This window comes from Bacillus sp. LR_5, from assembly GCF_042709275.1.
The window spans coordinates 41455-68296 of sequence record NZ_JAVAXX010000001.1 but is presented as its reverse complement, the minus strand read 5'-3'; the positions used below and the strand labels follow the sequence as shown (position 1 = coordinate 68296).

At 46.0% G+C, this 26842-nt stretch carries 24 protein-coding genes and 2 pseudogenes; 14 read left to right on the top strand and 12 right to left on the bottom strand.

Annotated features, from left to right (window positions below):
• The first annotated feature begins 41 nt into the window (after positions 1–41).
• Positions 42–1133, top strand: coding sequence for a nitric oxide synthase (gene nosA, locus RAC86_RS00335; protein ID WP_072565935.1), 1092 nt, complete (start codon positions 42–44; stop codon positions 1131–1133).
• On the opposite strand, the gene RAC86_RS00330 is transcribed toward nosA, so the two are convergent.
• The gene (locus RAC86_RS00330; protein ID WP_013307940.1) at positions 1124–1399 is read right to left on the bottom strand and encodes an acylphosphatase; all 276 of its coding nucleotides are present in this window, start codon (positions 1397–1399) and stop codon (positions 1124–1126) included. The two genes, nosA and RAC86_RS00330, sit on opposite strands and share 10 nt — an antisense overlap.
• 66 nt (positions 1400–1465) lie before the next feature.
• Between RAC86_RS00330 and RAC86_RS00325 the strand changes: the two genes are divergently transcribed.
• Complete coding sequence (locus RAC86_RS00325) at positions 1466–2131, top strand: MOSC domain-containing protein (RefSeq protein ID WP_377885325.1); 666 nt, start codon at positions 1466–1468, stop codon at positions 2129–2131.
• A 47-nt stretch (positions 2132–2178) separates the two neighbouring features.
• Here RAC86_RS00325 and RAC86_RS00320 read toward each other — a convergent pair whose 3' ends face one another.
• From RAC86_RS00320 to map, 4 genes are all read right to left on the bottom strand, one after another.
• Positions 2179–2310 carry a YflJ family protein gene (locus RAC86_RS00320; RefSeq protein WP_014113026.1) on the bottom strand — a complete coding sequence of 44 codons (132 nt, stop codon included), beginning with the start codon at positions 2308–2310 and terminating at the stop codon, positions 2179–2181.
• A 172-nt stretch (positions 2311–2482) separates the two neighbouring features.
• Entirely contained in the window at positions 2483–2638 is a 156-nt protein-coding gene (locus RAC86_RS00315) for a hypothetical protein (RefSeq protein ID WP_014113027.1), read from the bottom strand.
• 109 nt (positions 2639–2747) lie between these two features.
• Positions 2748–3062 carry a DUF3243 domain-containing protein gene (locus tag RAC86_RS00310; protein WP_014113028.1) on the bottom strand — a complete coding sequence of 105 codons (315 nt, stop codon included), beginning with the start codon at positions 3060–3062 and terminating at the stop codon, positions 2748–2750.
• An 80-nt stretch (positions 3063–3142) separates the two neighbouring features.
• Entirely contained in the window at positions 3143–3892 is a 750-nt protein-coding gene (gene map, locus RAC86_RS00305) for a type I methionyl aminopeptidase (protein ID WP_003223067.1), read from the bottom strand.
• A gap of 170 nt (positions 3893–4062) precedes the next feature.
• Here map and nagE point away from each other — a divergent pair, with 170 nt between their 5' ends.
• Positions 4063–5421 carry an N-acetylglucosamine-specific PTS transporter subunit IIBC gene (gene nagE, locus RAC86_RS00300; RefSeq protein WP_072565937.1) on the top strand — a complete coding sequence of 453 codons (1359 nt, stop codon included), beginning with the start codon at positions 4063–4065 and terminating at the stop codon, positions 5419–5421.
• Between the two features lie 33 nt (positions 5422–5454).
• On the opposite strand, the gene ltaS is transcribed toward nagE, so the two are convergent.
• Positions 5455–7404 carry a lipoteichoic acid synthase gene (ltaS, locus tag RAC86_RS00295; protein ID WP_014113030.1) on the bottom strand — a complete coding sequence of 650 codons (1950 nt, stop codon included), beginning with the start codon at positions 7402–7404 and terminating at the stop codon, positions 5455–5457.
• Positions 7405–7661: 257 nt separating this feature from the next.
• Here ltaS and RAC86_RS00290 point away from each other — a divergent pair, with 257 nt between their 5' ends.
• The gene (locus tag RAC86_RS00290; RefSeq protein ID WP_061187068.1) at positions 7662–8054 is read left to right on the top strand and encodes a DnaJ family domain-containing protein; all 393 of its coding nucleotides are present in this window, start codon (positions 7662–7664) and stop codon (positions 8052–8054) included.
• Between the two features lie 127 nt (positions 8055–8181).
• On the top strand, positions 8182–9597 hold the full coding sequence (locus RAC86_RS00285) for an alanine/glycine:cation symporter family protein (RefSeq protein WP_014113032.1): 1416 nt from the start codon (positions 8182–8184) through the stop codon (positions 9595–9597).
• Here RAC86_RS00285 and RAC86_RS00280 read toward each other — a convergent pair.
• Positions 9594–9905 (bottom strand): annotated as a pseudogene (locus RAC86_RS00280) (endospore germination permease); the annotation flags it as partial. The gene RAC86_RS00285 and the pseudogene RAC86_RS00280 sit on opposite strands and share 4 nt — an antisense overlap.
• Positions 9905–10602: pseudogene (locus RAC86_RS00275) on the bottom strand (spore germination protein); the annotation flags it as partial. The pseudogenes RAC86_RS00280 and RAC86_RS00275, both read right to left, overlap by 1 nt.
• 175 nt (positions 10603–10777) lie before the next feature.
• On the opposite strand from RAC86_RS00275, the gene treP reads away from it, so the two are divergent.
• The 4 genes from treP (at position 10778) to RAC86_RS00255 (ending at position 15494) form a co-directional block, all read left to right on the top strand.
• Positions 10778–12190 (top strand): PTS system trehalose-specific EIIBC component, encoded by a 1413-nt coding sequence (gene treP / locus RAC86_RS00270; protein WP_072565938.1) that lies wholly within the window; start codon positions 10778–10780, stop codon positions 12188–12190.
• Between the two features lie 73 nt (positions 12191–12263).
• Entirely contained in the window at positions 12264–13952 is a 1689-nt protein-coding gene (gene treC / locus RAC86_RS00265) for an alpha,alpha-phosphotrehalase (protein ID WP_072565939.1), read from the top strand.
• A gap of 20 nt (positions 13953–13972) precedes the next feature.
• Complete coding sequence (treR, locus tag RAC86_RS00260; RefSeq protein ID WP_072565940.1) at positions 13973–14689, top strand: trehalose operon repressor; 717 nt, start codon at positions 13973–13975, stop codon at positions 14687–14689.
• A gap of 139 nt (positions 14690–14828) precedes the next feature.
• Complete coding sequence (locus RAC86_RS00255; protein ID WP_003223097.1) at positions 14829–15494, top strand: NAD(P)H-dependent oxidoreductase; 666 nt, start codon at positions 14829–14831, stop codon at positions 15492–15494.
• 37 nt (positions 15495–15531) lie between these two features.
• Here the strand turns inward: RAC86_RS00255 and RAC86_RS00250 are convergent, their stop codons facing one another.
• Positions 15532–19920, bottom strand: a complete 4389-nt coding sequence (locus tag RAC86_RS00250; RefSeq protein ID WP_072565941.1) for a multifunctional 2',3'-cyclic-nucleotide 2'-phosphodiesterase/3'-nucleotidase/5'-nucleotidase — start codon at positions 19918–19920, stop codon at positions 15532–15534.
• Positions 19921–20163: 243 nt separating this feature from the next.
• On the opposite strand from RAC86_RS00250, the gene yfkM reads away from it, so the two are divergent.
• Positions 20164–20682 carry a general stress protein 18 gene (yfkM, locus tag RAC86_RS00245; protein ID WP_072182792.1) on the top strand — a complete coding sequence of 173 codons (519 nt, stop codon included), beginning with the start codon at positions 20164–20166 and terminating at the stop codon, positions 20680–20682.
• A 36-nt stretch (positions 20683–20718) separates the two neighbouring features.
• On the opposite strand, the gene RAC86_RS00240 is transcribed toward yfkM, so the two are convergent.
• Both RAC86_RS00240 and RAC86_RS00235 read right to left on the bottom strand, forming a co-directional pair.
• Positions 20719–21906 carry an MFS transporter gene (locus RAC86_RS00240; protein ID WP_061188174.1) on the bottom strand — a complete coding sequence of 396 codons (1188 nt, stop codon included), beginning with the start codon at positions 21904–21906 and terminating at the stop codon, positions 20719–20721.
• Positions 21907–22119: 213 nt separating this feature from the next.
• Complete coding sequence (locus RAC86_RS00235; RefSeq protein ID WP_003223104.1) at positions 22120–22335, bottom strand: DUF1128 domain-containing protein; 216 nt, start codon at positions 22333–22335, stop codon at positions 22120–22122.
• A 203-nt stretch (positions 22336–22538) separates the two neighbouring features.
• Here RAC86_RS00235 and yfkJ point away from each other — a divergent pair, with 203 nt between their 5' ends.
• The 3 genes from yfkJ to RAC86_RS00220 are packed head-to-tail and all read left to right on the top strand — an operon-like array spanning position 22539 to position 24198.
• A complete protein-coding gene (gene yfkJ, locus RAC86_RS00230; protein ID WP_072565942.1) occupies positions 22539–23009 on the top strand; it encodes a protein-tyrosine-phosphatase in 471 nt (156 codons plus the stop codon).
• Between the two features lie 17 nt (positions 23010–23026).
• Entirely contained in the window at positions 23027–23347 is a 321-nt protein-coding gene (locus RAC86_RS00225) for a hypothetical protein (protein WP_061188176.1), read from the top strand.
• A gap of 23 nt (positions 23348–23370) precedes the next feature.
• Positions 23371–24198 (top strand): YihY family inner membrane protein, encoded by an 828-nt coding sequence (locus RAC86_RS00220; protein ID WP_014113047.1) that lies wholly within the window; start codon positions 23371–23373, stop codon positions 24196–24198.
• Between the two features lie 199 nt (positions 24199–24397).
• Here the strand turns inward: RAC86_RS00220 and RAC86_RS00215 are convergent, their stop codons facing one another.
• Positions 24398–25573, bottom strand: coding sequence for an MFS transporter (locus RAC86_RS00215; protein WP_072565943.1), 1176 nt, complete (start codon positions 25571–25573; stop codon positions 24398–24400).
• A 168-nt stretch (positions 25574–25741) separates the two neighbouring features.
• Between RAC86_RS00215 and cax the strand changes: the two genes are divergently transcribed.
• Positions 25742–26797 carry a calcium/proton exchanger gene (cax, locus tag RAC86_RS00210; RefSeq protein ID WP_014113049.1) on the top strand — a complete coding sequence of 352 codons (1056 nt, stop codon included), beginning with the start codon at positions 25742–25744 and terminating at the stop codon, positions 26795–26797.
• Positions 26798–26842: the final 45 nt, after the last annotated feature.

Sequence of the window (26842 nt, the reverse complement as noted above, 5' to 3'; positions counted from 1 at the left end):
TACAATGAAAAGCATGAATGTGATTTGAAGGGGAGAGTTTGTTGGAAGAAAAAGAAATACTCTGGAACGAAGCGAAAGCGTTTATTGCCGCATGCTATCAGGAATTGGGAAAGGAGGAGGAAGTGAAAGACCGTCTCGATGGCATTAAAAGTGAAATTGACCGGACCGGAAGCTATGTACATACGAAGGAAGAAATCGAGCACGGGGCGAAAATGGCTTGGAGAAACAGCAACCGCTGCATCGGCAGATTGTTCTGGAATTCGCTGACTGTCATCGACAGACGTGACGTCCGGACGAAGGAGGATGTGCGGGACGCCCTCTTTCATCACATAGAAACCGCCACCAATAACGGGAAAATCAGGCCGAGCATTACGATTTTCCCTCCGGAAGAGAAGGGTGAAAAGCAAGTCGAAATCTGGAATCATCAGCTGATCCGGTACGCTGGATATGAATCAGACGGGGAAAGAATCGGTGACCCGGCTTCCCGTTCCCTGACCGCAGCCTGCGAGCAGCTTGGCTGGCGCGGAGAGCGAACGGATTTTGACCTGCTACCGCTCATTTTTCGCATGAAAGGCGACGAACAGCCGGTCTGGTATGAGCTGCCGCGTTCACTTGTGATCGAGGTTCCAATCACACATCCTGAAATCGAAGCGTTTTCTGATCTGGAGCTGAAATGGTACGGCGTGCCGATTATTTCTGATATGAAGCTTGAGGTCGGGGGCATTCATTATAATGCTGCGCCGTTTAATGGCTGGTATATGGGAACGGAGATCGGAGCAAGAAATCTGGCAGATGAAAAGCGGTATGACAAGCTCAAAAAAGTGGCGTCCGTTATCGGCATTTCTACTGATTACAATACGGATTTATGGAAGGATCAAGCGCTTGTTGAATTGAATAAAGCTGTACTGCACTCGTATAAAAAGCAAGGTGTCAGCATCGTTGACCATCATACGGCCGCAAGCCAGTTTAAACGGTTTGAAGAACAGGAGGAAGAAGCGGGCAGAAAGCTGACGGGGGACTGGACGTGGCTGATTCCGCCGATTTCACCCGCTGCCACGCATATCTTCCACCGTTCCTATGACAACTCAATCGTTAAGCCGAATTACTTTTATCAGGATAAGCCTTACGAGTAAACAACGGAAAATCGATGATGGCCTTCAAGGCTGCGGGATTCTGTGACAGAGACGTCGGTAACCTTAGAGAAAGGGCTGCCTTTCTTTACAGCCTCAAGAAATGATTGTAAGGCGTTTTCCGGGCCTTCTGCCAAAATCTCGACACGTCCGTCATCACGGTTTTTGACCCAGCCGGCCAGTTTTCGCTTATCGGCTTCCATTTGAACAAAATAGCGAAAGCCCACACCTTGAACCCGGCCGCCTGCAACGATTCGGTATTGAAGCATGTAAAAATCACCTTTTCTTTTTATGATACTCAATCATTTTACAACCTGTAAAGGGGATGTGCTCGTATGAAGTCACTGCACTATCCAGTTCTTTCTCTTAATCTCGGAAAGCCGCAGACGCTTGAGTATGACGGCAAAAAAATCGAAACCGGCATTATGAAGCAGCCCGCTGATTCCGCTGTTATGCTGTATCGGGAAAACTTTGAAGGTGACGGACAGGCGGATCTCGTGAATCACGGCGGAGCTGATAAGGCTGTCTGTGTCTACCCGGCCGAACATTATCCGTTTTGGAGAGAGCTTCTCTCAAGACCGTTGCCAAGCGCCGCATTTGGTGAAAATCTGACGGTCGCGGGCCTGACCGAGGAGAACGTTTGCATCGGGGATGTGTTCAAGCTTGATGAAGCTGTTGTTCAGGTCAGCCAGCCGCGCCAGCCGTGTGTAAAGCTGGCGAAAAAGTTGGGCGTAAAGGAAATGGTGCTCAAGGTTCAGCAAACCGGCTATACCGGCTTTTATTTTCGCGTGCTGGAAGAGGGCAGGGTGGCTCCCGGCGCCAAACTGGAATTGCTATCCAAGGGTGAGAAAGACATATCAGTCCAATTCGCAAATCGAATCAACTACCATGATGCAAAAAATCTCGCCGTCATTGAACGGATTTTAAGTGAAGACACACTGTCGGAAAGCTGGATAGCGTCCTTTATGAAAAAAAGGGACAGGCTGCTGCCTGTTGAATAGAAAAAAAGCCGCGCATATCAACGAGCGCGGCTTTACCATTCTTATGATCATTTTTTCTTTGTTTCAAGCAGGTTGGCAAGAAAATAGGTTTTATAGCTTTGAAGCTTTCTTCCTTCATGGTGCGTGATCCCCTGCTTTTTTAATTCTTCAACATACCAGCCTTTACTGCCGTAATGCATGTCAGAAAACTCCTTTCCCTATCTCTCCCAATGGAGAGGGTTTTACCAAGCGATTGGCATTGTAACATCTATGGAAAGATGCTGAAAAGAGATGCGGGAAAAACTGAGCCTTTCGCACTAGCTGTACGAATGTTCTTCTGTATGTATATGCCGAGTAAAAGCTGAATATGATTTAATGGCCGGTTAGTTTGATCATGACAACGCCGAATGTCATAATGCTGAAAACAATGCCGATATATGTGAGCATCCCGTTTTTTTTCTTCACGCCGTAAACGGTCATCATGATGCCTTCAATGAAAAAAATGATGCCAAAAATAATAAACCACATGCAGATAAAGGCTCCTTTCACAGACATAATAGTAGTGTAGCATATCTGGAAGAGCCGGGCTGTGACAATATCAAGAAAGCCGGGCAGCATATGCGCCCGGCTCGTATTTTTATTGCTTATCAACCAATTTGACCAGCAGCTGTGCCAAATGTTTTTTCTCATCTTCATCCGCAACACCCCAAAGCTCTTGCAGCAGCATTTCTTCACTGTTGTGCGGCTCTTCATGCTTAGCGAGGTAGTCTCCCAGGATCGCGGCGCTTTTCACAAGCTTGCCGTCATCCAATCCCAGCTTTTTGCCTCTGTTCACTTGTTTACTCAAGTAGTCTTTAAATTCCTCAAAGTCTTTTAAAATTTCTTCTTTTGTTGCGCCATGCATTGCATTCATTTCGTTTTCAATTTGGATTTTTTCTTGATCTCTGTTCATTGCCATACCTCCTCCTGCGAATAGTGATGTTTTACCTGCAATTGGAGGAGGTTAAACCATCCGGCAGCCCGGAATGTGTTTTACAGTTTTGTCAGGATAATCGGTTCATCTTTTGTGATAACGATGGTGTGTTCAACTTGGGCAACCATGCTTTTATCCGGTGTCTTGAACGTCCAGCCGTCTCCAGCTTCAACAATCGTTTCCGCTTTCGTTGAAATAAACGGTTCAAGGGCGATGACTGTGCCGTTTTTGAAAAGCGCGTTATCAAACGGATCATAATAGTTCATGATGTGGTTCGGCGCTTCATGCAGGCTTCTGCCGATTCCGTGGCCGGTCAGGGTTTTGATGACGGTAAAGCCTTGAGAGCGTGCTTCATGATAAACGGCTCTTCCGATTTGGTTTTGGCGCTTTCCTGCTTTTGCCTGCTGCAGCCCTTTCTGAAAAGCGTCTTCCGCGCATTGGCAAAGCTTATGAAGGCGTTCTTCTCCTTCACCGAGCACAAATGAGATGCCTGTGTCGGAATAGAAGCCGCCAAATTCAGCGGAGATGTCAATGTTCACAAGATCTCCCGCTTTTAAAATTTTGGAAGTGCTTGGTATGCCGTGGGCCACTTCATCATTTACGCTGATGCATGTCACACCCGGAAAGTCGTATTCTTTCTCAGGTGCTGAAACGGCGCCATGTTCATCAAGCACCGCTTTTCCGATAAGGTCAAGGTCTTTTGTGCTCATGCCAGGCTCTGCCTTCCGTTTCATTTCTTCACGCGCCAGCGCGACGATTCTTCCGATTTTTTTCAGGCCTTCTAATTCTTGATCGTTTGTTACAATCATCTGTCATTCCCGCTTTCTTTTTAAATAATCTAGTTTAAGCTTACCACAACTGTCTTAAAAATAGGAAACACACGGACTTGGGAAAAAAGAAATACCCTGGGAAAATTGGTATAGATCACTAGATATCCTATATGGTATATTTGAAAAAAAGGGGTATGAGGGGGATGGGTATGCTTTCATTTTTACAAAAACTCGGGAAGTCATTTATGCTCCCGATTGCGGTTCTGCCTGCAGTCGGGATTATCCTTGCGCTTGGCAGAGAGGATTTATTTAATATCCCGTTTGTCTATCAAGCAGGGACGGCGGTGTTTGATCATCTGCCGCTTATTTTCGCGATCGGAATTGCCATTGGCATTTCAAAGGACAGCAATGGGGCCGCGGGGTTGTCTGGAGCAATATCATATCTGATGCTTGACGCGGCGACAAAGACAATTGATAAAACAAACAACATGGCGGTGTTTGGGGGAATCATTGCCGGTTTAATTGCCGGCTACACCTATAATCGCTTTAAGGATACAAAGCTGCCTGAATATCTTGGATTCTTCAGCGGCAGACGGCTTGTGCCGATTGTAACAGCCATTATTACGATCATTTTAGCAGGCATATTCGGAGTTGTCTGGCCGCCGATTCAATCGGCCATTAACGAGTTTGGAGAATGGATGCTTGGGCTCGGCGGCATCGGGGCTGGCATATTCGGCCTGTTCAACAGGCTGTTAATTCCACTTGGCCTTCACCACGTGCTGAACAATATTTTCTGGTTCCAATTCGGAGAATATAACGGAGTGACAGGAGATCTGGCGCGCTTTTTCGCGAAAGATCCGATAGCAGGGACATATATGACCGGATTCTTCCCAATCATGATGTTCGGTCTTCCGGCGGCGTGTCTAGCTATGGTTGTGACTGCAAAGCCTTCAAAACGGAAAGCAACTGCGGGAATGATGATCGGGTTTGCCTTGACTGCGTTTATCACAGGGATTACGGAGCCGATTGAGTTTGCATTTATGTTTTTATCTCCGCTATTATACGCTGTTCACGCGGTCTTAACCGGGCTGTCTTTATTTATCGTCAACTGGCTCGGCATCCGCTCAGGCTTCTCTTTTTCAGCCGGAGCCATTGATTATGTGCTGAGCTACGGAATTGCAGAAAAACCGCTGCTGCTGCTTCTGGTAGGTATATGCTATGCGGCTGTCTATTTTATCGTGTTTTATGTACTGATTAAGGCATTGAATTTAAAAACGCCGGGACGCGAAGACGATGATGTGGATGAAGTGCTGGATGAAAATACTGTTCAGGATGTCAATGAAAACATCATGCTGAAAGGGCTCGGCGGAAAAGAAAACCTTCAAACCATTGATCATTGCGCCACAAGACTGCGGCTGACTGTGAAGGATACCGCTTTAGTGGATGAAACGCTGCTAAAGAAAGCAGGCGCAAAAGGGGTCGTCAAATCAGGCGGGCAATCGGTTCAAGTGATCATTGGCCCGAATGTCGAATTTGCAGCGGAGGAATTGAGAGCTGCGGTGAAATAAAAAAAGCAGAGAGGCTAGCCTCTCTGCTTTTTCTTATTTATCTTCATCATCCGTTGACGTTTCGGAAGAATCTTCGTCATGTTTTGTGTAATCATAATCGGAAGGGTTCACCTTCGTAAAACCTTTCGGCTCATAGAACCGCAGCAGGTCTCCGTTTATGATTTTATCGGACATTTCAAGTTCCTTCTTGACGAGTGAGTCTTCTGACTTGTCGATTTCAGCTTCATCAAGCTCTTTTCCGGTTTTCGTATCGTAATACTTGCCGGATACTTTCGTGTACTTCGGTGAAATAAAGTCTCCGTTACGGAACGGAATCACTTCACGGTGTTCTTTAGATAAAATATCAGAACCGGACATCAGGTAGTCTTTCGTGTCCACTCCGAGCAAATGCAGAATGGTAGGAGCCACATCGACGTCTCCGGCATATTTATGAACTTGCTGGCCCTTCACGCCGGCAGCGTGGATAAAGAGCGGCACCCGTTGAAGCTGGGCGTTGTCATAATCAGTGATTTCATCTTTGCCAAGAACTTTAGCCATCGCTTTATTGTGGTTTTCAGAGATGCCGTAATGGTCTCCGTACATCACAATAACCGATTTATCATATAACCCGTCTTTTTTCAGGTCATTGAAGAATTGTTCAATGGACTGATCAAGGTAATGGGCTGACTGGAAGTAGTTGTTGACGACAGAGTCACCAAAGTCTCCAGCCGGGAAGTCTGTATCACCCTCATCCATTCCGAATGGGAAGTGGTTAGATAGGGTAATGAACTTCGTATAGAACGGCTGCGGCAGGCTTTCTAACAGCGGCATTGATTCTTTAAAGAACGGTTTGTCTTTCATGCCGTAGTTTTTCGTGTTTTCTTCGTTCATGTCATAGTAGGCAGAATCGAAGAACTTATCGATGCCTTCCGCTTTGTACATTTCGTTACGGTTCCAGAACGTCTGCGTGTTTCCGTGGAACGCAGCAGATGTGTAATCCTTAGACTTCAGAATCGCTGGAACGGATTGAAGCGTGTTTTGCGCTTTGTTTACGAAAACTGAACCTTGAGCCAGCGGGTACAGAGAGTTTTCCATCATAAATTCCGCATCAGATGTTTTACCTTGTCCCGTTTGGTGGAAAAAGTTATCAAAGTAGAACGTTTCGTTATCGTGAGCCAGTTTATTTAAGAATGGTGTGACTTCTTTGCCGTCAATTTTATAGTCGATGATAAATGACTGCAGAGATTCAAGTGAAACGTAAATGACGTTTTTTCCTTCCGCTTTGCCGAAATACACGTTATTTGGCACGTCGTAATTGGCTTTCATGTAGTTTTCCACTTCCGTCACGTCGCTGGAATCGGCAAGCGCGCGCTGGCTGTTGGATTTGATATTCTGCACAGCGTCATAAATCGTAAAATTGTACGTGCCCAAGTATTTCACAAGATAGTTTCGGTCGAATGATCTTGTCAGCAATTCAGGTCTGTCTGATTCCGCAACTGCCAGGTTGATTAAGAACACAAGAATCGAAGATGCAAGAACGATTCGGAACGATTTTTTGCTGGACGTTTCGGCAGGCTTGTTCACTTTGATCGCCAAGATGATCAGAATGATCGTATCGATAAAGTAAAAGGCGTCAGTCGGTCTCATCAGCGAAAATGCGCTGTCACCGAGTTGGCCGCCGTTTGTTTTAGCCTGCATAATGACCGGAATTGTAATAAAATCATTGAAAAATCTGTAGTACACAATGTTTGCGTACAGTAAAAAAGACATTAAAAAATGAATCACTATAATGGCTGTCTGCTGTAATTTTTTCTTGAACAAGAGTCCAAAGCCAAGAAAGAACAAGCTTGAGCTTAAAGGATTCACAAAAAGCAATATTTTTTGTATCGTGTTGTCTATTCCTAAGTTGAAGTTCAGGACATAACCGACATACGTTTTGATCCACAACAGGACGACCGCAATTAAGAAGAAGGCCAGTCCTCTTTCTTTTATAAATGTTTTCATTGTTACACTCCTTTTTTCCGATCACAGTTCGAGCGAAACGATAGAAAAAACGAACGTATCCAATATAACACGAATCAGCAGATTAGAAAAGTGAAAATCGTCGGGTGGAGAAAGTGGCGAAAAACGCCGTCGAATCAACGTTTCGCTTGACATATTGCTAAATGTAAAATAAGGTTTCTTTCTAGAAACACAGGAATAAAATGGTACTTAGGGAGGTGTGATAAAATATAAGGAAATAAATGAAAAGAGGTGAACTGATGGATTTTTCCCATATTGTGTCTGAAGATAAAATTAAGCGTGCCATCAAAGACGGAGAATTTGAAAACCTTCCGGGAATGGGAAAACCGCTGCCAAAGGATGACGCGGCACACTTGCCGGAATCGCTTCGCATGAGCTACCGTATGTTAAAAAATGCGGGAATGGCAGAGGACGAGGGCGCGCTCAAAAAAGAGCTCATGACCATCGACCATTTAATCGCAAAATGCTATGACGAAAAAGAACGTGAGCTATTAATCAGAAAAAAAAACGAAAAGCAGATGCTGCTTGATAAGCTTGTTGAAAAAAAAGGCATGTTTTCAAAGCCAGCGTCCGCTTTTTATAAGAATAAAGTATATGACCGGCTTGGACGAAACAGACCTTCTTCCAGCTGATTTGTCTTGTCTGAAGGATGGCGATTGATAAAGGCCATCCTCTTTGTGTTCCAGTGGTCTCTGTCTAAAAGGTTTATGTTTAACCGTCTGTGGGGAAATGACTCATAAACGAAAAAAGGGTGATGGGATGGAACAACTATTGGAATGGATAGAGCGTATATCTGATTGGCTGTGGGGTCCGCCGCTAATCATCTTGCTGACGGGGACGGGATTGTACTTCACCATTTTGCTGAAATGTTTTCAATTTCGCTATCCCTTATACATTTTGAAGCAGACGATCGGCAGTGTAGGAAAAAAGCCGAAAGGAGAGGGCACAGTCACTCCGCTCCAGGCATTGACGTCAGCCCTCAGCTCAACGATCGGTGCAGCGAACATTGTCGGGGTGCCTGCCGCTATTATGTTTGGCGGACCCGGAGCGGTTTTTTGGATGTGGCTTATTGCCTTATTTGCCATGGCGATTAAGTTTTCTGAAAGTGTGCTCGCTGTTCATTACAGAGAAAAAAATGAGCAGGGGGAATTTGTCGGGGGACCGATGTATTACATAACAAAAGGGCTGCACATGAAATGGCTCGGCGTATTTTTCTCTGTTGCGCTGATCGTGGAGCTGATTCCGAGCATTATGGTTCAGGGGAATTCGGTTTCAGTCTCTCTTGCCGAAACGTTTTCTTTCAATAAAATATATGCGGGAATCGGCATTGCGTTTTTGATCGGGTTAGTGGTAATAGGAGGGGTAAAGCGGATTGGAAAAGTAACAGAGTTTGTCGTGCCTCTTATGGCAGGGGCATACGTGGGAGCCGGTCTCCTGATTGTTCTGATGAATCTTTCATCAGTGCCGGCGTTTTTCTCTCTTATCTTTTCGAATGCGTTTACCTCTTCTTCAGCAGTTGGAGGATTCGCTGGTGCTGCCCTGGCTGAAACCGTTCGCTGGGGATTTGCCCGCGGTCTGTATTCTAATGAAGCCGGAATGGGAACAGCCCCGATTGCACATGCGGCGGCAAAGACTGATCACCCTGTAAGGCAAGGGTTCTGGTCTGTGATCGGAATTGTCATTGACACTTTGATCATCTGCACCACCACGGCTTTTATCGTCCTTTCATCCGGTGTCTGGACAGGGAAGAATGCCTCAAATGACCCGGCAGCACTGACGACGGCTGCATTTCAGCACTATTTTGGTTCTGGCGGAGGGTATTTCGTCTCGGTTTCTCTCGTTTTCTTTGTTGTATCGACCATTATGGTTGTCATTTTTTACGGCGTAAAGCAAGCTGAATTTCTGTTCGGGCGGCTGGCAGGACACGTGATCAAATTCGTTTATTTAGCGGCTATTATCATAGGTGCCGCAGGCGGAGCAAAAGCCATCTGGGGCATATTGGACTTAGCATTAGTTTTTATTGTTGTCCCGAATGTGATTGCGCTGCTGTTATTGAGCAGAAAGGTAAAAGCGCTATATACCGAATTTTTTACATCTGAACAGTATTACCTGAAAGATAGAGGGAAAACGAAACAGGACCCTGTTTATCAAACAAAAGAAGCCAAAAATTCTTAGCGTTTTGCTTTGGCGCCGAACATCGCTTTGCTTTTGATGATCAAATAGATGAATAAAGGCAGCAAAAAAGAAATTACCTTATTAATGATCGGCTTGATTCTATTAAAGTCGATCAGCTGATTTGTATTCAGGAAGAACCAAAAGCTGCATACAAGCGAAAACATGCCGGTTGGTGTATACATGGCTTTCAGGTCGATTTTTGAGTGTAAGAAGGAAAGCCCATATACCACAATATAAAGCGAACCAGCTATCTTCACCATAATGACCGGAATCCATAAGGGTGCGATGATCAGGTCTGAACGATCCAGGATACGACAATCACCATGGGGGCAGACGCAATTTCCGCTTCAGCGGCTGTCCCAATGACAAGAGCGCCGAGAATGCTGACCGTCTGGCCAACGGTTTTCGGCAGGCGCATCCCTCTTCACGGAGAGCCTCAAAAGAAATTTCCATAATCAATGCTTCTATGATGGCGGGGAAAGGAATCAGCCGTGCTGAACATTATACCCTGAGGCTTTCAGTGAAGCCCTCTCTTGATCCTCTAATGGTTGATTCTGTTATCGGTTATTCAATGCTTCTTCTTTGACCGCCTTTTATTTTTAAGATCAGGCATTTTGAATGCCCGTCTGCAAATAAACCCGCGTTCCCCTCAATGATGGATGCAGCCACTTTGCTTACACTAGTTTCTGACGCAACGCTTGAAATCGATAATGTGTTTTGCAGCGACTCTTCATGTTCATCTATCTGATCCGTCAGATGCCTCAAGAAAGGACGGAGGGCGTGATCCTGAATATGTTCAGATTTTACAATTCCTTCGATATAAATAAATCCGCACAGCCCGTTTCCAAAATCAAATTGTCTAAATACGATGTTTAAGCAGCCTTCTGTTAATAAGGTCAGAGTATCGAGGTTTTCCTTTAAATCGGGAGAGATCGGTCTGTCCTGATGTTCTTCAAGCTCTTTGATGAGCTTAAGCGCTTTATCGCGTTTATCCTGCTTTTTCAATGTCTTATTCAATAAGTGCTTGTGACTTTTAGGGTAACCTTGTCTGTCTGTTTCAGATATTCCCGGACTAGGATGAAAGCGCTATAAAAAATTGTTGACTACATGTATATACAGGAATACAATATAGTCATAAGTTGTATATACAAGTTATAAAAACGGATACGGAGGGGTTGGCATGGGGGAACTGAACAAATCGGCACGGCAGATTGTCGAAGCAGTCGGCGGTGCTGAAAATATTGCAGCGGCAACTCATTGTGTTACACGTTTGCGTTTTGCATTAATAGATGAAAGCAAGGTTGATCAAGAGGAACTTGATCAGATTGACGTTGTAAAGGGGTCGTTTTCGACAAACGGGCAGTTTCAGGTCGTGATCGGCCAGGGAACGGTCAACAAAGTGTACGCTGAACTGGTCAAGGAAACGGGGATTGGCGAGTCAACAAAGGATGAAGTGAAGAAGGCTTCAGAAAAAAATATGAATCCTTTGCAGCGTGCTGTGAAAACGCTTGCAGATATTTTTATTCCGATATTGCCTGCGATTGTCACGGCGGGTCTCTTGATGGGGATCAATAACATTTTAACGGCGCAGGGCATTTTCTTCAGTACAAAGTCGATTGTGCAGGTCTATCCGCAGTGGGCGGATCTCGCTAATATGATTAACCTGATTGCAGGCACGGCCTTTACGTTTCTGCCTGCGTTAATCGGCTGGTCTGCGGTCAAACGGTTCGGCGGCAATCCGCTCCTTGGCATTGTGCTTGGCGTTATGCTCGTGCATCCTGATTTGCTGAATGCGTGGGGATATGGCGCCGCAGAACAAAGCGGAAAGATCCCGGTATGGAATTTGTTCGGCCTTGAGGTGCAGAAAGTCGGCTATCAGGGACAGGTGCTCCCGATTTTGCTGGCATCCTATGTGCTGGCGAAGATTGAGGTGTTTTTAACAAAGCGTACACCTGAGGGCATACAGCTGCTCGTTGTTGCGCCGATTACGCTTCTCGTAACAGGTTTTGCTTCTTTTATCATTATCGGCCCGGTTACATTTGCGATCGGAAACGTGCTGACTTCAGGGCTTATCTCAGTGTTTGGCTCTTTTGCCGCACTGGGCGGTTTGTTATATGGCGGTTTCTACTCAGCGCTCGTCATTACCGGCATGCATCACACGTTTCTTGCAGTCGACCTGCAGCTCATCGGCTCAAAGCTTGGCGGCACATTTTTATGGCCGATGCTGGCGCTTTCTAATATCGCACAAGGTTCAGCTGCGCTGGCCATGATGTTTATCGTGAAAGATGAGAAACAAAAAGGCCTTTCCCTCACATCAGGGATTTCTGCTTATCTCGGTATTACAGAGCCTGCCATCTTCGGAGTGAATCTGCGATACAGATTCCCGTTTATCATTGCGATGGTCAGCTCCGGGCTGGCCGGAATGTATATTTCTTCTCAAGGTGTGCTGGCAAGCTCCGTCGGTGTCGGCGGCGTGCCGGGTATTTTCTCAATCATGAGCCAGCACTGGGGCGCGTTTGCAATCGGGATGGCTATTGTATTGATCGTGCCGTTTGCCGGAACATACGCGTATGCAAGATTCAAACATAAATAACCAATGGGGAGCGGGACGTGTTTTAGCGTTCCCTTTTCCCGTTTTTATTCTGAAAAATCGGTGGTGGAGACAGATGAAAACAGAACAAACGCCATGGTGGAAAAAAGCTGTGGTCTATCAAATTTATCCGAAAAGCTTTAACGATACGACAGGAAACGGTGTCGGCGATCTGAACGGCATTATTGAAAAGCTTGATTACTTAAAAACACTTCAGGTGGATGTGCTTTGGCTGACACCGATTTATGACTCTCCGCAGCAGGATAATGGGTATGACATTCGTGATTATTACTCGATTTATCCTGAATACGGGACGATGGAGGATTTTGAGCGGTTATTGTCCGAAGCCCATAAAAGAGGCCTGAAAGTCGTCATGGATCTTGTCGTCAATCATACGTCAACAGAGCACAAATGGTTTCAAGAGGCGATTTCGTCAAAAGACAGCCCGTACCGTGATTTTTATATATGGAAAAACCCGCAGGAAAACGGTTCTCTTCCGACGAACTGGGAATCGAAATTCGGCGGCTCGGCATGGGAGCTTGACGAAGCATCGGGCCAATACTATTTGCATCTGTTTGATGTGACGCAGGCTGATTTGAATTGGGAAAATGAAGAGGTCAGAAAGCATGTCTATGAGATGATGCATTTTTGGTTTGAAAAGGGAATAGACGGCTTCAGGCTTGATGTCATTAACCTGATTTCTAAAGACCAGCGCTTTCCGAATGCGGAAGACGGCGGTGACGGCCGTTCCTTTTACACTGACGGGCCGCGGGTGCATGAATTTCTGCATGAAATGAACGAAAAGGTGTTTTCACATTATGACAGTATGACGGTCGGTGAGATGTCTTCAACAACTGTAGATCATTGCATCCGGTATACAAATCCCAAAAATAAAGAACTTGATATGACGTTCAGCTTCCATCATCTCAAGGTTGATTATCCAAACGGTGAAAAATGGGCTTTGGCGCCGTTTGACTTTTTGAAGCTGAAGGAGATCTTATCCGAGTGGCAGACGGGGATGCACGCTGGAGGGGGATGGAACGCTCTGTTCTGGTGCAATCACGATCAGCCGCGCGTTGTATCTAGATATGGAGATGACGGCGCGTACAGGGTGAAATCGGCGAAAATGCTCGCTACCGCCATTCATATGATGCAGGGCACGCCTTATATTTATCAGGGCGAGGAGCTGGGAATGACGAATCCGAAGTTTGCTGATATCAGCTCGTATCGGGATGTCGAATCACTGAACATGTATCACGCTTTTAAGGAAAAAGGAATGCCCGACCAAGAGATCACAGCAATTTTACAGGCGAAATCCCGCGACAACTCCAGAACGCCTGTCCAGTGGGATGATACGGAGAATGGCGGTTTTACAACGGGCACGCCATGGATACCGGTCGCCGGCAACTATCGGGAAATCAATGCTGAAGCGGCGTTGCAGGATCAGAACTCGGTGTTTTACCATTATCAAAAACTGATTCAGATTCGAAAAACATATGACATTGTGACAGAGGGGACGTATGAATTAATCGCAAAGGATGATCCGAACGTTTTTGCGTATCTCAGACACGGCAGCAATGAAAAGCTGCTCGTGATCAATAATTTCTATGGGACAGAGGCAGCCTTTACACTGCCGGATTCTATAGCGCCTGACGAGTGGAAGGCAGAGGTGCTGCTGACGAACGATGATGTGAGGGAAGAGCTGCAGAACATGACGCTCCGTCCGTATGAGTCCATTGTTTATCGTTTAACGAAACCGTGTTAAACTAAGCTGGGTGGTCCATAATGAAGGTGAATAAATTCATCACAATCTATAAAGACATCGCGCAGCAAATTGAGGGCGGCCGATGGAAAGCGGAAGAGATTCTTCCGTCTGAACATGAGTTGACCGCACAGTATGATACATCAAGAGAAACGGTCCGAAAGGCGCTTCACATGCTTGCGCAAAACGGCTATATTCAGAAAATCAGAGGGAAGGGCTCTATCGTTCTCAACCGTGAAAAAATGCAGTTTCCCGTCTCAGGCCTTGTCAGTTTCAAGGAGCTCGCACAAACGCTTGGCAAAGAAACGAAAACAACTGTACACAAATTCGGGCTGGAGCCTCCGTCAGAGCTGATCCAAAAACAGCTCCGGGCCAATCCGGATGACGACATTTGGGAAGTCATCAGGTCTAGAAAGATTGACGGGGAACATGTAATTTTGGACAAGGATTACTTTTTCAGAAAGCATGTGCCTCACCTGACGAAAGAAATTTGTGAAAACTCCATATATGAATATATTGAAGGAGACCTGGGTCTTTCGATCAGTTATGCCCAAAAAGAAATTGTTGCCGAGCCATGTACGGATGAGGACAGGGAGTTGCTCGATTTACGCGGCTATGACCATATGGTCGTGGTGAGAAACTACGTCTTTTTGGAGGATACGAGTCTGTTTCAATATACGGAAAGCAGACACCGTCTCGACAAATTCCGATTTGTTGATTTTGCGCGGCGGGGAAAATGAGAAAGGCGCCTGCCTGCGGCAGCGCGCTTTTTTTGTTGGTATCAAAATTGATACTATCCAACAAAAATGTGCGTACTTTTACTTTTTATGATAATGGCTACAATAGAGATGAGAGTAACCATAAGGAGAGGTGTTTAACATGGCAGATGTAAAGAAACAAATTCTCGATGCATACAATTTCAGACATGCGACAAAGGAATTTGACCCGAATAAAAAAGTATCAGACAGCGATTTTGAATTTATTTTAGAGACAGGAAGACTGTCTCCGAGTTCCCTCGGCCTTGAGCCTTGGAAATTTGTTGTCGTCCAAAATCCGGAATTTCGCGAGAAACTTCGCGAATACACATGGGGCGCGCAAAAACAGCTGCCCACAGCAAGCCATTTCGTTCTGATTCTTGCACGTACAGCGAAGGATATCAAATACGATGCGGACTACATCAAACGTCATTTAAAAGAAGTGAAACAAATGCCTCAGGACGTGTACGAAGGCTACCTCAGCAAAACGGAAGAGTTCCAGAAAAACGATTTGCATTTGCTTGAAAGTGACAGAACATTGTTTGACTGGGCATCAAAACAAACCTATATTGCACTTGGCAACATGATGACGGCCGCTGCGCAAATAGGCGTTGATTCCTGCCCTGTAGAAGGCTTCCAGTATGATCACATTCACCGCATTCTTGAAGAAGAAGGCCTTCTGGAAAATGGAAGCTTCGACATTTCTGTGATGGTGGCATTCGGCTACCGTGTACGAGATCCTCGTCCGAAAACAAGATCTGCTGTTGAAGATGTTGTGAAGTGGGTCTAAATAAAGAAAGCTGCTCGCTTAACGAGCAGCTCTTTTTTTATGCCTGATTCGCTCTATTCTGTTTTCTTCTCTGATGCAAGTACATTGCCGTTCCGAGCGCGCTGATCAGAAATCCGGCCAAGAGGATCGAGTACATAGATGTGGCTGTGTCCGGAAGCAGGCCGCCAGCGGGACTGTCCGTTCCTGATCCGCCTGACCCGTTTCCTCCAGAGCCATTTGTCGGTTCAGTGCCGGGAGGTGTATCATTTCCTCCGTTCCCGTCAGTCGGCTGTTTTCCGCCTGGTTTATCGGAGCCTCCGCCATTGCTGCCGTCATCACCGCCGGTCGGCTGATCAGACGGGAATGCCGGCGGTTTGTTGTTCTCACCGGAATTTAAGATCGTGTATTCGCTGAAGTGGTTTGTATATCCTGTCACGATATCATCGTCAACTGATCCGTTTTCTGTCTTTGTGAAAGCTTTCTTTTTCCGGTCGACGTGGTAAATGGCAGGATTATGAGCTTCTTCAATATCAAACATGCGAAGCGAAAGCTGTACGGGCTCCTTGAATGATTTCACTTCTTTTCCTTTTTGCTTCACTGTAAAATCATATACATCTCCGATAGACACGTCCAATTCACCGGTAGATTTGATTCCAATTACAGTGTCCGCGGTTTTGATGTTCGCCATTGGAAGCTTCATGCTGTACCAGTAGTTGAACACCGTCAATGAAGGATCTGACTCTCTTTCTTTCAAAAGTTTGACCTGATCTTCTTTTACTTTAAGATTGATAGGCTTCTCTTGAGATCCTTCATATGTTTCATAATAGACAAACGGCGTGTTGGCATTTTTAGCATAAATCGCAAATTTGTCTTCATCGAGAGTCCAGCTGCCATCCTTCTGCTTTGTCGGCAGGAATACTTCTTTGATGCGTCCTTCGATTTTAGGAGAGACCTTGTTTCCTAGTTTTTTCAGCTGTTCGGTGAAAATCTCGTAATCCACGTAGCCAAGGTCTTCACCATGGGATGCTTCCGTAAAGACAGAATATCCGTCTCCTCCGGCGCCGACAAAATTATTTGTTGCCACGCGGTAGGTATTGTCAGGATCAAGATTAACTGTTTTTCCGTCACGCGATTCCAATTTGACTTCAAGAACACGGTGTCCAGGTTCCTTGTTTAATGTAAACGTATACTGGATTCCGGCCACCTGAGGGAAGGCGCCGCCTCCGTTTTCCACATTGCTTAAGCCTTGTTCAAGGGCTTCTTTGATTTGTTTTCCGGTCAAATCGGCCACGTAAAGCGTGTTGCCGAACGGCATCACGTTCAGCACCTCGCCGAGTGTGATGTCGCCTTTGTCAATGCCGGCTCTGATGCCGCCGCCATTTGTTATCGCTATTCTGGCGCCGGCAGCTTCTTTCGCTTTTGCCAGCATGCCGTCTGCAATGAAGTTTCCGAGATTGGTTTCCTTCGTGCGCACATGCTCGCGCTGGCCGTCAAGCGCGACATCCGTGTATCCTACTTTTTCATTTTTCACGTCCTCTAATTCAGTTTTGAACTGATCGAGCTCTTTTTTGGCTTTTGCGTTTTCTTCTGTATGTTCATCAATTGGCAGCACGCTTAGATTTGATTTGTCTGTTTGCACCACGCCGTTTTCATCAAACACGACATCGACACGTCCCAAGTATTGTCCGTATTCTTTTGCCTGCGCCACAATCGTCGGTTCTTCGTTGTCCACGACCTCCATTTTGTCAACGAGGGTATGGGTGTGTCCACCGATGATCAAGTCAATGCCTTTCACTTTTTTGGCCAGCTCAAGATCACGGTTATGCCCGATATGGGTTAAAGCAATGATTTTGTTTACTTTTTCTTCTTCCTGAATCGCTTTGACGGTGTTTTGTGCTGTTTCAAAGGCATCATTGAAAACGATGCTTTTGCCCGGGCTTGATGTGGTGGCTGTATCTTCCGTTGTCAGTCCGAATACGGCGACTTTCTCACCGTCAACATCTAACAGAATGTAAGGGTGGATGCCGGGCTCTTTCTTTTCACCTGCCGTAAAGGTTTGCGGCTTTTTGACATATGATGTCAGCTTAGGCTCATTTGACACATCTACATTTGCGCTGACGAACGGAAATTCAGGTGCTTCAAAGTGATAGCGGTTCGCCGGGTCGACGGTTGTGCTGTTTCCGCTGAGAAAATCAGAAAGCACTGTCGGTCCTTTATCAAACTCGTGGTTTCCGAAGGTCATGGCGTCATAGCCCATCATGTTCATCAATTTCAAATCAGCTAAACCGTTCCATTTTGTGAAATACAAGTCGCCGGAAAATACATCTCCCGCATCAAGGAGAATGTTGTGGTCTGTTTCGCTTCGCACTTCGTTGATTTTCGTCATTCGTCTCGCCGCGTCATCGAGGTGAGCGTGCGTATCATTGGTGTGCATCACAGTCAGATCCCACAGTCCGTCTTTTGGAGGATCAGGATTTGAATCATCATCGAATTGCAGCTTGTACACACCATAGCCACTATTTTCAGACTCGCCTACATAAGCGACATCATCCGCTTTATCGGCAAACGGCTTAGCCAAAAGCGAGGATTCAAACGTCACATTCGTTCCGGAAACAGGCGCGATTGACCAGTTGTTGTCCGCTTTTGGATTGACTGTTTTTTGTTCGATAATGTAATCCATCAGCACCTGTCTGTTTTCAACTGCGGAGCCATGGACAATCTTATCACTCGTCAGGTGAGGGAAACCGCCGCCTCCGGACGCGCGATAATTATTTGTGACAACGAGAAATTCCTGATTCGGGCTGATTGCTTTGCCTTCATAGGAAAGGTTGATGATCCGGGATGAGTCCGCGTTGATCACTTTTCCGTTCTCATCGTACTTCGCCGGTTTTGTGACATCGACCTGATATGTGACACCGTCAATCACATCAAAATTATAGGAGCGGAAATTGTCATTCAGCAAGGCTTGATCGCCGCCTTTTGACGGGTCAATTTGATTGAATTGGCCTGCTGACATCTCCAGCCAGTCCTTGACTTCGCTGCCTGTCAGCTTGACGATCTGAACGGTATTATCGTACAGATACAAGTCACCGACGTTTTTAATGGCAAGATCTCCAGCCGGAATATTCGTATAGTAATTGGCCCCGTTTCTGCCGCCTGCTTTAAACGGCGCTCCAGCGGATAAAATCGGCAGGTCCTTGTACTCGGTATCCTTCATTTCCTTTTCGGCATACCATTTTTGCGCGTCGGTCACAACCTGAATGGAAGGGTCATCTTTGACCTGTGCAAAGAAGCTGTTAATATCTGCTTCTGTTTTGCCGACTGGTTTTCTGACATATTCCAGTGTGTTTTGGTGTGTTTGCTGAATGGTGTTTGTGACCGTTTCATTTCGGGATGTGACACTGCCGGCAATGGATTCAATACTGCCTTTGGAATCTGCCACCTTCCATGAGCCGTCCGTCTTTTCGAGTTTGAGATCAATCACGCCTAAGTATTTGCCCCAGCTGCTTGGCATGACGACAGGAATGCCGTTAATCGTTCCGTTTTCAACATCGAATTGAGAAACACCCGCATACTCTGCGGAAGGGAAAAGTCCGTGCTGATGGCCCGAGATAATCGCGTCAATGCCTTTCGTTTTGGTGGCTAGGTCAAATACAGCGTTTTCCGCGCCTGGCGATTGCGCTTGCTTTTCAATACCGCTGTGGGCGAGGGCGATAATGACATCTGCGCCTTTCGCCTTCATTTTAGGGATCGTTTCATTGGCGGATTCTACGATATCCTGCACTTGCACCTGACCTTCGAGATGCTTTTTGTCCCACGTCATAATTTGCGGCGGGACAAAGCCTATGTAGCCGACTTTTACTATCTGCTCATTGCCGTTTTCGTCAGTGACGGCTTTTTCTTTAATGACATACGGCGTATAACGGTTTTCACCGCTTGTTGTTTTGACGTTGGCATTTACAATCGGGAAATCGGCCCCTTTGATCGTGCCGTCGAGAAAGTCGAGCCCGTAATTGAATTCATGATTCCCCAATGTGCCGGCGTCGTATTTCAGCGCATTCATGACACTGATGATCGGATGGGTTTTCGCGCCGGAGATAATGTCGTCTTTTTCATATTTCACCGCGTATTCGCCCAGCGGATTCCCTTGAATCAAGTCGCCGTTATCGACGAGCAGGGTGTTTGGGTTTTGCTCGCGGTGCTTTTGGATCAGCTGTGCCGTTCTTGCCAGCCCGAAATCCGTCGTTTCTTTGTCGCTGTAGTAATCGTAATCCATCATGTTGGCATGAATATCAGTCGTGGCCAAAATACTCAGTTGTACCTGAGGAGCCGCGCTTTCTTCTGCATGAATGGGTGGTGTTGGGAGGATTAGGCTAAGTATCATAATTGGGGGCAAAAGAATACGGAGAATGTTACCGACGTGTGTTCGTCTTTTCTGTATTCTCACCGGTTCTCCACCTTTCAACGAAATTTGTGTTACAGCTCCTATTGTAAGAATATTTTGTAACTATTTGTAGGTGTTTCTTTATGATTATTGTAAAAGGGAGAAAAATGAGTATTATGTAGCAGCATCAAACGACAAATGCTGGGTATTTATGCTTATCGTTTGTCAGATTCGCGGAATGTTTATTTTAGTGTGGCTGGGGTAGAGTGTTTTATGTAGGCATATTAAAGCGGGAGGTAATGATTCATGGGGAAAAAAATTGCAGTTGTTTTGACAGATTATTTTGAGGACAGCGAGTACACTGAACCTGCGAAAGCCTTTAAAGAAGCGGGACATGAACTGACTGTCATTGAAAATGAAAAAGGAAAAACAGTAAAAGGCAAGCAGGGGAACGCGGAAGTGACGGTTGACGCGTCCATTGACGACGTAAACCCTTCAGACTTTGATGCGCTTTTGATTCCCGGAGGATTTTCGCCAGACCAGCTTCGCGCGGATGACCGTTTCGTCCAATTTGCAAAAGCGTTTATGACTGACAAAAAACCGGTATTTGCGATTTGCCACGGCCCGCAGCTTTTAATCAATGCGAAAGCGCTCGATGGCCGAAAAGCGACAGGCTATACGTCCATTCGTGTTGACATGGAAAACGCGGGTGCTGACGTTGTGGATCAGGAAGTGGTCGTTTGCCAAGATCAATTGGTCACAAGCCGCACACCGGATGATATTCCGGCGTTTAATCGTGAATCGTTAGCATTGCTTGAGAAATAAAAAAACGGACGCTCCCGGGCGTCCGTTTTTTGTTGCTTAGGCTTGAGCACCTGTCAGTTTCTTGTATCTGTAATATAAGAAGGCGGCTGCAGCTGTTCCGATGACTGCTATGCCGAAGTCGAACATAAAGATATGGGCGATGCCTCCCGATTTTGCGATGAGCCCCGTGGCAATCGGCAGCAGAATCGACGCGATGCTTGAAGCGGTGGCTACAATTCCGGTAACGGTTCCTTTTCGCTTCCAGAAAAGCTCTGTCATTAATGTAATGGTAATTTGAAACACACCCGCGGTAGAAAAGCCTAAGAAAAAGGCAGTGATGTCCAGCACAACCGGGACATGAACCGTCAGCATGACTGCGAGTGTACATAAAGTAATAACAGGATATAAGAGCGTAATCATGACCGGCTTTATCCATCTGTTCAGCAAAACGGCTAGCAATAATACAGATGTCAGAGATCCTATGCTGTAATAACTCAGCAATTGCACGGATGCTGATTCAGCTAAACCGGCAGCCTTTTGCGCATAGCTCGGAAGCCAGATTTGAGAAACAGTAAATAAAGCCGTTGATGTAAAACCGATAATGATCAGTGCGGTGCCTTCTTTCTGAAAAACGGGTTCAGACAAGAAAGCGGGAGATTCCTGTTGGCTGCTGTTAGTTGGTTTCTGTTTCTTAGGAAACGAAAGCGTTGATAGATAAACGATATTCAGCGCATAGACCGCTGCCGGCAGATAAAAAGCAAATCCGTAAAACAGGCTGTGGTCTGAAAAAAATGTGATCAAAAGCGGCAAAAGAGCGGCCCCAACAGACATAAAGGCTTTGACCAGGACATTCGCCGAGCCGGAAGCAGCCGGGAAGAGCTCGGTTAGGGCCGGATATGTTCCAGCGTCCATCGCTGAATTTGCGACTCCGGCTAATAAGGCGAACACAAACGCCAGTTCATAGCTCGGTGACAAAGGAATACCGACTAAAAAGACGGCCATAATTCCCGCAGAAGCGATAACAAGCGGCTTTCTGCCAATTTTATCTGATAAAACGCCGGAAATTCCGTATGTCAGCAGCTTGCCGAAGCCGATAGCGGCAATGACATAACTGATGCCGGTCGGGTCGGTATTCCACTGTTTCGTTAAAGAGGACATATTGGATGCCAGAATGATGTTGACCATCCCCAGAAAGAAGTAGTTGATATACATTCCGGATGCTGTTTTGATAGCTGTCGTTTTCATGCTTGTACTCCTTCAAATCTTATTCGAACATTGTCATCAACAGGCATTTCTTTACCGGTCAAATAGCAGAAAGCGAAAACGTTCTGCCACAGTATCATGTTTGGCCGCCTGTTTCTTCCGGTTGTAAAAATAAAGTTCATGACGCCTGTTTTAAGGAAAATTGGTTTTGGGGCAATGATAAAAAAGACTCGCCGAGTTTCCGGCCAGTCTCATTTATTTACGAAGTGAGGCTAGTTCTTGAGCAATCGCCTGCATTTCACTAGGGCTAAATGATTGTTTTTTCATCACCATGCTGTGAAGGTACGTGAGGTCTTCGATCTTTTCATCACTGAAATCCTCCGCTTTAATCACGCCGACGTTCAGCATGTTCAGTTTTTGGGAAATCTCTTCAATCATTTGAGTTAACGTTTCTGTATTTGGGCTGGACAAATGGTTCCATCCTTTCTTTGCGCGATATTCGGTATATTTTATTCTAACAGAATTCGATCAGAAAAAAACCCTAATCTAAGAGCTTGCTGTTGATTTCAAAAAAGTGGAGACATCAGTTGAAAAGGAAATGAACATCCTACTAAGATATTGATGAAGGTTTCTTTTTAGAGAAATATGGGCAAAGAATAGGGAGGTTGCACAAGATGATAAGCGTGTTATTTGTTTGTTTAGGAAACATTTGCCGGTCTCCGATGGCGGAAGCGATTTTTCGGGACTTGGCAGCCAAAAAAGGATTAGAGGGGAAAATCAAGACGGACTCAGCGGGCATCGGCGGCTGGCACATCGGCAATCCGCCGCATGAAGGAACGCAGGAGATATTGCGCAGAGAAGGAATCAGCTTTGAGGGCATGCTGGCGCGTCAAGTCAGCGAACAGGATCTGGCCGATTTTGATTACATCATTGCGATGGATGCAGAAAATATCGGGAGTCTCAGAAGCATGGCGGGCTTTAAGAACACGCCGCATATCAAAAGGCTGCTGGACTATGTTGAAGATTCAGATTTGGCTGACGTTCCCGATCCTTACTACACAGGTAACTTTGAAGAGGTCTGCCAATTAATCAAATCGGGCTGTGAGCATCTGCTTGCATCCATTCAAAAAGAAAACCAATTGTGAGTGAAAGGAGAATTTGCATGAACAACGAACGTTTAATGCTGAAAGGTATATTTCTCGGAGCTGCGGCAGGTGCGGCGTTATCGCTGCTCCATAAGCCGACAAGACAGGCATGCGGCATGAGATGGCTGACATGCAAGCATAAACTTTCACTGTACAAAAGCAATCCGGAGCTGTTGAAAAACACCGTCATCACAAAAGTGGATGAGGCCAAGAAGCTGGCCCAGACGCTGTCAAATGAAGTCGGCTTTGTAAATCAGCAGGTGAAAGAGCTGAAGAAAACAACACCGCAAGTGATGGAGCTTGTACAAGAAACGAAAGAGCATTTTTCAAAAAAGTGATCAAACATGCGAGGTGAGACGACATGAATTTTTTGAAAGAGCTTTTCAGCAGATACACCCTTCATGAAGGGCAAAGCAAATCAGCGGAGCTGGCGTATTTCTTTCTATTGTCGTTGTTTCCGTTTTTGATTTTTATGCTGACCCTCACTGCGTATCTGCCTATTTCTACCAATGATGTCCTGGGAGTTGTAAAACAATATGCTCCCGACAGTGCGATGTCCCTCGTTGAATCCATTACCCAACAAACCTTAAATAATCGAAATGGCGGCTTGCTGTCATTCGGGATTATCGCGGCTTTATGGTCTGCGTCTAATGGAATGAACGCCATCGTCCGATCATTAAACCACGCGTATGAAGTGGAGGAAAACCGCTCTTTTATCATTGTTCGTCTAACCTCAATTTTTCTGACAATCGCCATGGTATTTACGATTTTAGTGGCCCTGCTGCTGCCGGTATTCGGCCGGGAGATTGGAAGGCTCGCTTCAGATTTTGTCGGCGCATCGGATCTGTTTTTATCTATATGGGCCGCAATTCGCTGGGGTGTCAGCCCGCTTGTACTGCTAATCGTTTTTTCCGCCCTGTATGTGATTGCGCCGAACAAAAAACTGTCCCTTCGGTTTGTCATGCCGGGTGCGGTGTTTGCGACCATCGGCTGGATCGTTGTCAGCACTCTGTTTTCGTTTTACGTCAGCACGTTTGCCAACTATAGCGCCACATATGGAAGCATCGGGGGAATCATCGTCCTGATGATTTGGTTTTACCTGAGCGGCATTTTAATTATTTTGGGGGGAGAAATCAACGCTCTTTTACATAAACGTAAAAAGCTTCCTGATGAAAATCCCTATCATTAGCGCACCCTATAAATGAACTTCGGTTCAAAAAAGAAGTCGGGGGGCTATCGTGATGACCAAGCATACAAAAAAAGGCGGAAGCCATAACAAACAAAATTCGAAAAGCAAATCGAGCAATAAAACAAGCGGAAGCGCCAACGGACAAAACGGCTATCATTAGCATAAAAGCCTCCTGACATGATGTCAGGAGGCTTTTCGATTAAGAAGATGAAGAATAGGTTTCAGCCGGTGACCAGCTTTTCGGTTTGCCCAGCACAAGGGCAAGCCACACAGCGCTAAGCGTAAGGGTAATGAAATAAAACAAGTTTGCGCTTTCAAATGTCTGCATATACCAGCCGCCGGCAATCGGACCGAGGATGCTGCCGAGACTGAATGTAATGCCGCAAAGCAGGTTCCCCGCCGGCAGCAGGTGGGACGGAAGCAGATCTGTCATATAGCTGATGCCAAGGGTAAAGGTGGATCCTACTGCCATTCCTGCAATAAAAAAGCAGCAGCCGATTATGTAAGGCAAAGGAAACACGCCGGCGATGAAAAAGCAGAGTGCCCCTGTCAGCAAAATCACAAGCAGCACATTCCGTCGCCCGTATTTATCGCTGAGGATACCGAGCGGAAACTGAAAGATTATGCTCCCAATCGCAAATGCGGGAAGGATCAGTGCCACTGCGTCTACAGATATCCCCAAACGGAGCGCATACACCGGAAAGCTTCCGTTTAGCGCCGTCTCCAGAAAGCCGTAGCCAAATGTAGGCATAAAGGCAACCCATCCAAACAGCATGGCTTGATAAAACCGCCTGAAACTATTGTCTGATTTGGTTTCGTGAGGACTGGTTTCCGGGTATGCATTTTGTAGAAAGAAAACAAAAAGCCACGCAAACAGACTGAAGCAGCCGGACACGATAAAAGGCAGCGACGGGCTCAGCTTGACAAGCGGAACCATGAACGGGCCCGCGGCAAAGCCAAGGCCGAAGGAAAGCCCGTAAATAGACAGATTTCTTCCGCGATTTTGTTTCGATGACATGGAGGTCACCCACGTTTGCGTAGAAAAGTGAAGCATGTGGTCGCCGATCCCGATAAACAGGCGAAGCAGGAACCAGATCCAAACCGAATGAAGCCAAATAAATCCGAACAAGCTTAAAATGACAATGCTTCCGCCAATGACGATCAGCGGCTTGAATCCGAGCTTTCTGAGCGGCGCTTCCATAAACGGAGAAGCCAAAAGCACGCCGATATACAATCCGGTTGCGTGCAGGCCATTGATGGCGGCCGATTCCCCATTTGTTTCAAAAATAATCGAGATGACAGGCAGCAGCATGCCTTGTGAAAAACCGGAAATGGAAACGAGCAAAACAAGGATAAAGAAATGAAATCGTGACATCGTGTTTTTCTCCTTATGTGGAATCTATGTTGATCGTACAATGATTTCCAAAAGCAGGCAACATGAAAAAAAGCTTATATCACAAGTAAACAATTGAACTCGTGTAATCATGATGATTTTTGTGAAGAATAAAAATAAAACAAGTCATATAAAAGGAGCCAACTCACCATGAATCGTATCTTTTTTATTTTAGTGGCGGCGGGGATTCCGCTTTCTGTGATCGGCAGTTTCATGCATTGGCCTTCTGCCATTCTCTTTGCAGTGTATTGCATAACAATTATCGCACTTGCAAGCTATATGGGGAGGGCAACAGAATCGCTGTCCATAATCGCAGGACCGCGGATCGGCGGTTTGCTGAACGCCACCTTCGGGAATGCTGTTGAGTTAATCATCTCTTTATTTGCACTAAAGGAAGGCCTGACAGGAATCGTGCTTGCCTCTTTAACCGGTTCAGTGCTGGGGAACCTGTTGCTGGTAGCGGGCTTATCGTTTTTTGTCGGCGGTTTAAAATATAAGCGGCAGGAATTTAATATCCATGATGCCCGCCATAATTCCGGTCTTTTGATTTTTGCCATCATTGTCGCTTTCGTGATTCCGGAGGTATTCTCCGTTGGTATGGGCGACGTGAGCAAGCTTAATTTAAGCATCGGCATCAGCATCATTTTGATTCTGTTATATGTGGCTGCTCTGTACTTTAAACTCGTTACGCACCGCGGTGTTTATCAGCCGAACAATGCCGCCCAGCATGTGGAAGAAGAGGAACCGGAATGGTCAGGCAAGGTGGCTACGATTGTCTTGTTTGCAGCAACGATTGCCGTGGCATATATATCCGAAAACCTGGTGCACACATTCCACTCGGTGGCCGAACAGTTCGGCTGGAGCGAGCTGTTTATCGGGGTCATCATCGTGGCGATTGTCGGTAATGCCGCGGAGCACGCGTCAGCCATCATTATGGCCTATAAAAATAAAATGGATATTGCAGTTGAAATCGCAGTCGGCTCGACGCTGCAGATTGCTATGTTTGTCGCACCGGTTCTTGTGATCTGTTCCATCTTTTTCCCGGTAAGCATGCCGCTAGTCTTTACATTGCCGGAGCTTGTTGCGATGGTATCATCGGTTCTCTTGATGATCGCGATTTCGAATGACGGGGATTCCAACTGGTTTGAAGGGGCGACACTGCTTGCCGCCTATGTCATTATGGCAATCGGCTTTTTCCTTCTATAACCTGAAAAAATGATGGATAACAACAAACAGGGATGAAAAGACTAA

Coding starts and splice junctions, on each gene's coding strand:
- ltaS (WP_014113030.1), bottom strand. CDS start 7,404: ATGAAAACATTTATAAAAGAAAGAGGACTGGCCTTCTTCTTAATTGCG.
- RAC86_RS00240 (WP_061188174.1), bottom strand. CDS start 21,906: ATGAAAACGACAGCTATCAAAACAGCATCCGGAATGTATATCAACTAC.
- RAC86_RS00320 (WP_014113026.1), bottom strand. CDS start 2,310: ATGCATTACGGCAGTAAAGGCTGGTATGTTGAAGAATTAAAAAAGCAG.
- treC (WP_072565939.1), top strand. CDS start 12,264: ATGAAAACAGAACAAACGCCATGGTGGAAAAAAGCTGTGGTCTATCAA.
- RAC86_RS00225 (WP_061188176.1), top strand. CDS start 23,027: ATGAACAACGAACGTTTAATGCTGAAAGGTATATTTCTCGGAGCTGCG.
- RAC86_RS00255 (WP_003223097.1), top strand. CDS start 14,829: ATGGCAGATGTAAAGAAACAAATTCTCGATGCATACAATTTCAGACAT.
- yfkM (WP_072182792.1), top strand. CDS start 20,164: ATGGGGAAAAAAATTGCAGTTGTTTTGACAGATTATTTTGAGGACAGC.
- treP (WP_072565938.1), top strand. CDS start 10,778: ATGGGGGAACTGAACAAATCGGCACGGCAGATTGTCGAAGCAGTCGGC.
- RAC86_RS00330 (WP_013307940.1), bottom strand. CDS start 1,399: ATGCTTCAATACCGAATCGTTGCAGGCGGCCGGGTTCAAGGTGTGGGC.
- treR (WP_072565940.1), top strand. CDS start 13,973: ATGAAGGTGAATAAATTCATCACAATCTATAAAGACATCGCGCAGCAA.
- yfkJ (WP_072565942.1), top strand. CDS start 22,539: ATGATAAGCGTGTTATTTGTTTGTTTAGGAAACATTTGCCGGTCTCCG.
- cax (WP_014113049.1), top strand. CDS start 25,742: ATGAATCGTATCTTTTTTATTTTAGTGGCGGCGGGGATTCCGCTTTCT.
- RAC86_RS00325 (WP_377885325.1), top strand. CDS start 1,466: ATGAAGTCACTGCACTATCCAGTTCTTTCTCTTAATCTCGGAAAGCCG.
- RAC86_RS00220 (WP_014113047.1), top strand. CDS start 23,371: ATGAATTTTTTGAAAGAGCTTTTCAGCAGATACACCCTTCATGAAGGG.
- RAC86_RS00290 (WP_061187068.1), top strand. CDS start 7,662: ATGGATTTTTCCCATATTGTGTCTGAAGATAAAATTAAGCGTGCCATC.
- RAC86_RS00310 (WP_014113028.1), bottom strand. CDS start 3,062: ATGAACAGAGATCAAGAAAAAATCCAAATTGAAAACGAAATGAATGCA.
- RAC86_RS00285 (WP_014113032.1), top strand. CDS start 8,182: ATGGAACAACTATTGGAATGGATAGAGCGTATATCTGATTGGCTGTGG.
- nagE (WP_072565937.1), top strand. CDS start 4,063: ATGCTTTCATTTTTACAAAAACTCGGGAAGTCATTTATGCTCCCGATT.
- RAC86_RS00315 (WP_014113027.1), bottom strand. CDS start 2,638: ATGTGGTTTATTATTTTTGGCATCATTTTTTTCATTGAAGGCATCATG.
- map (WP_003223067.1), bottom strand. CDS start 3,892: ATGATTGTAACAAACGATCAAGAATTAGAAGGCCTGAAAAAAATCGGA.
- RAC86_RS00215 (WP_072565943.1), bottom strand. CDS start 25,573: ATGTCACGATTTCATTTCTTTATCCTTGTTTTGCTCGTTTCCATTTCC.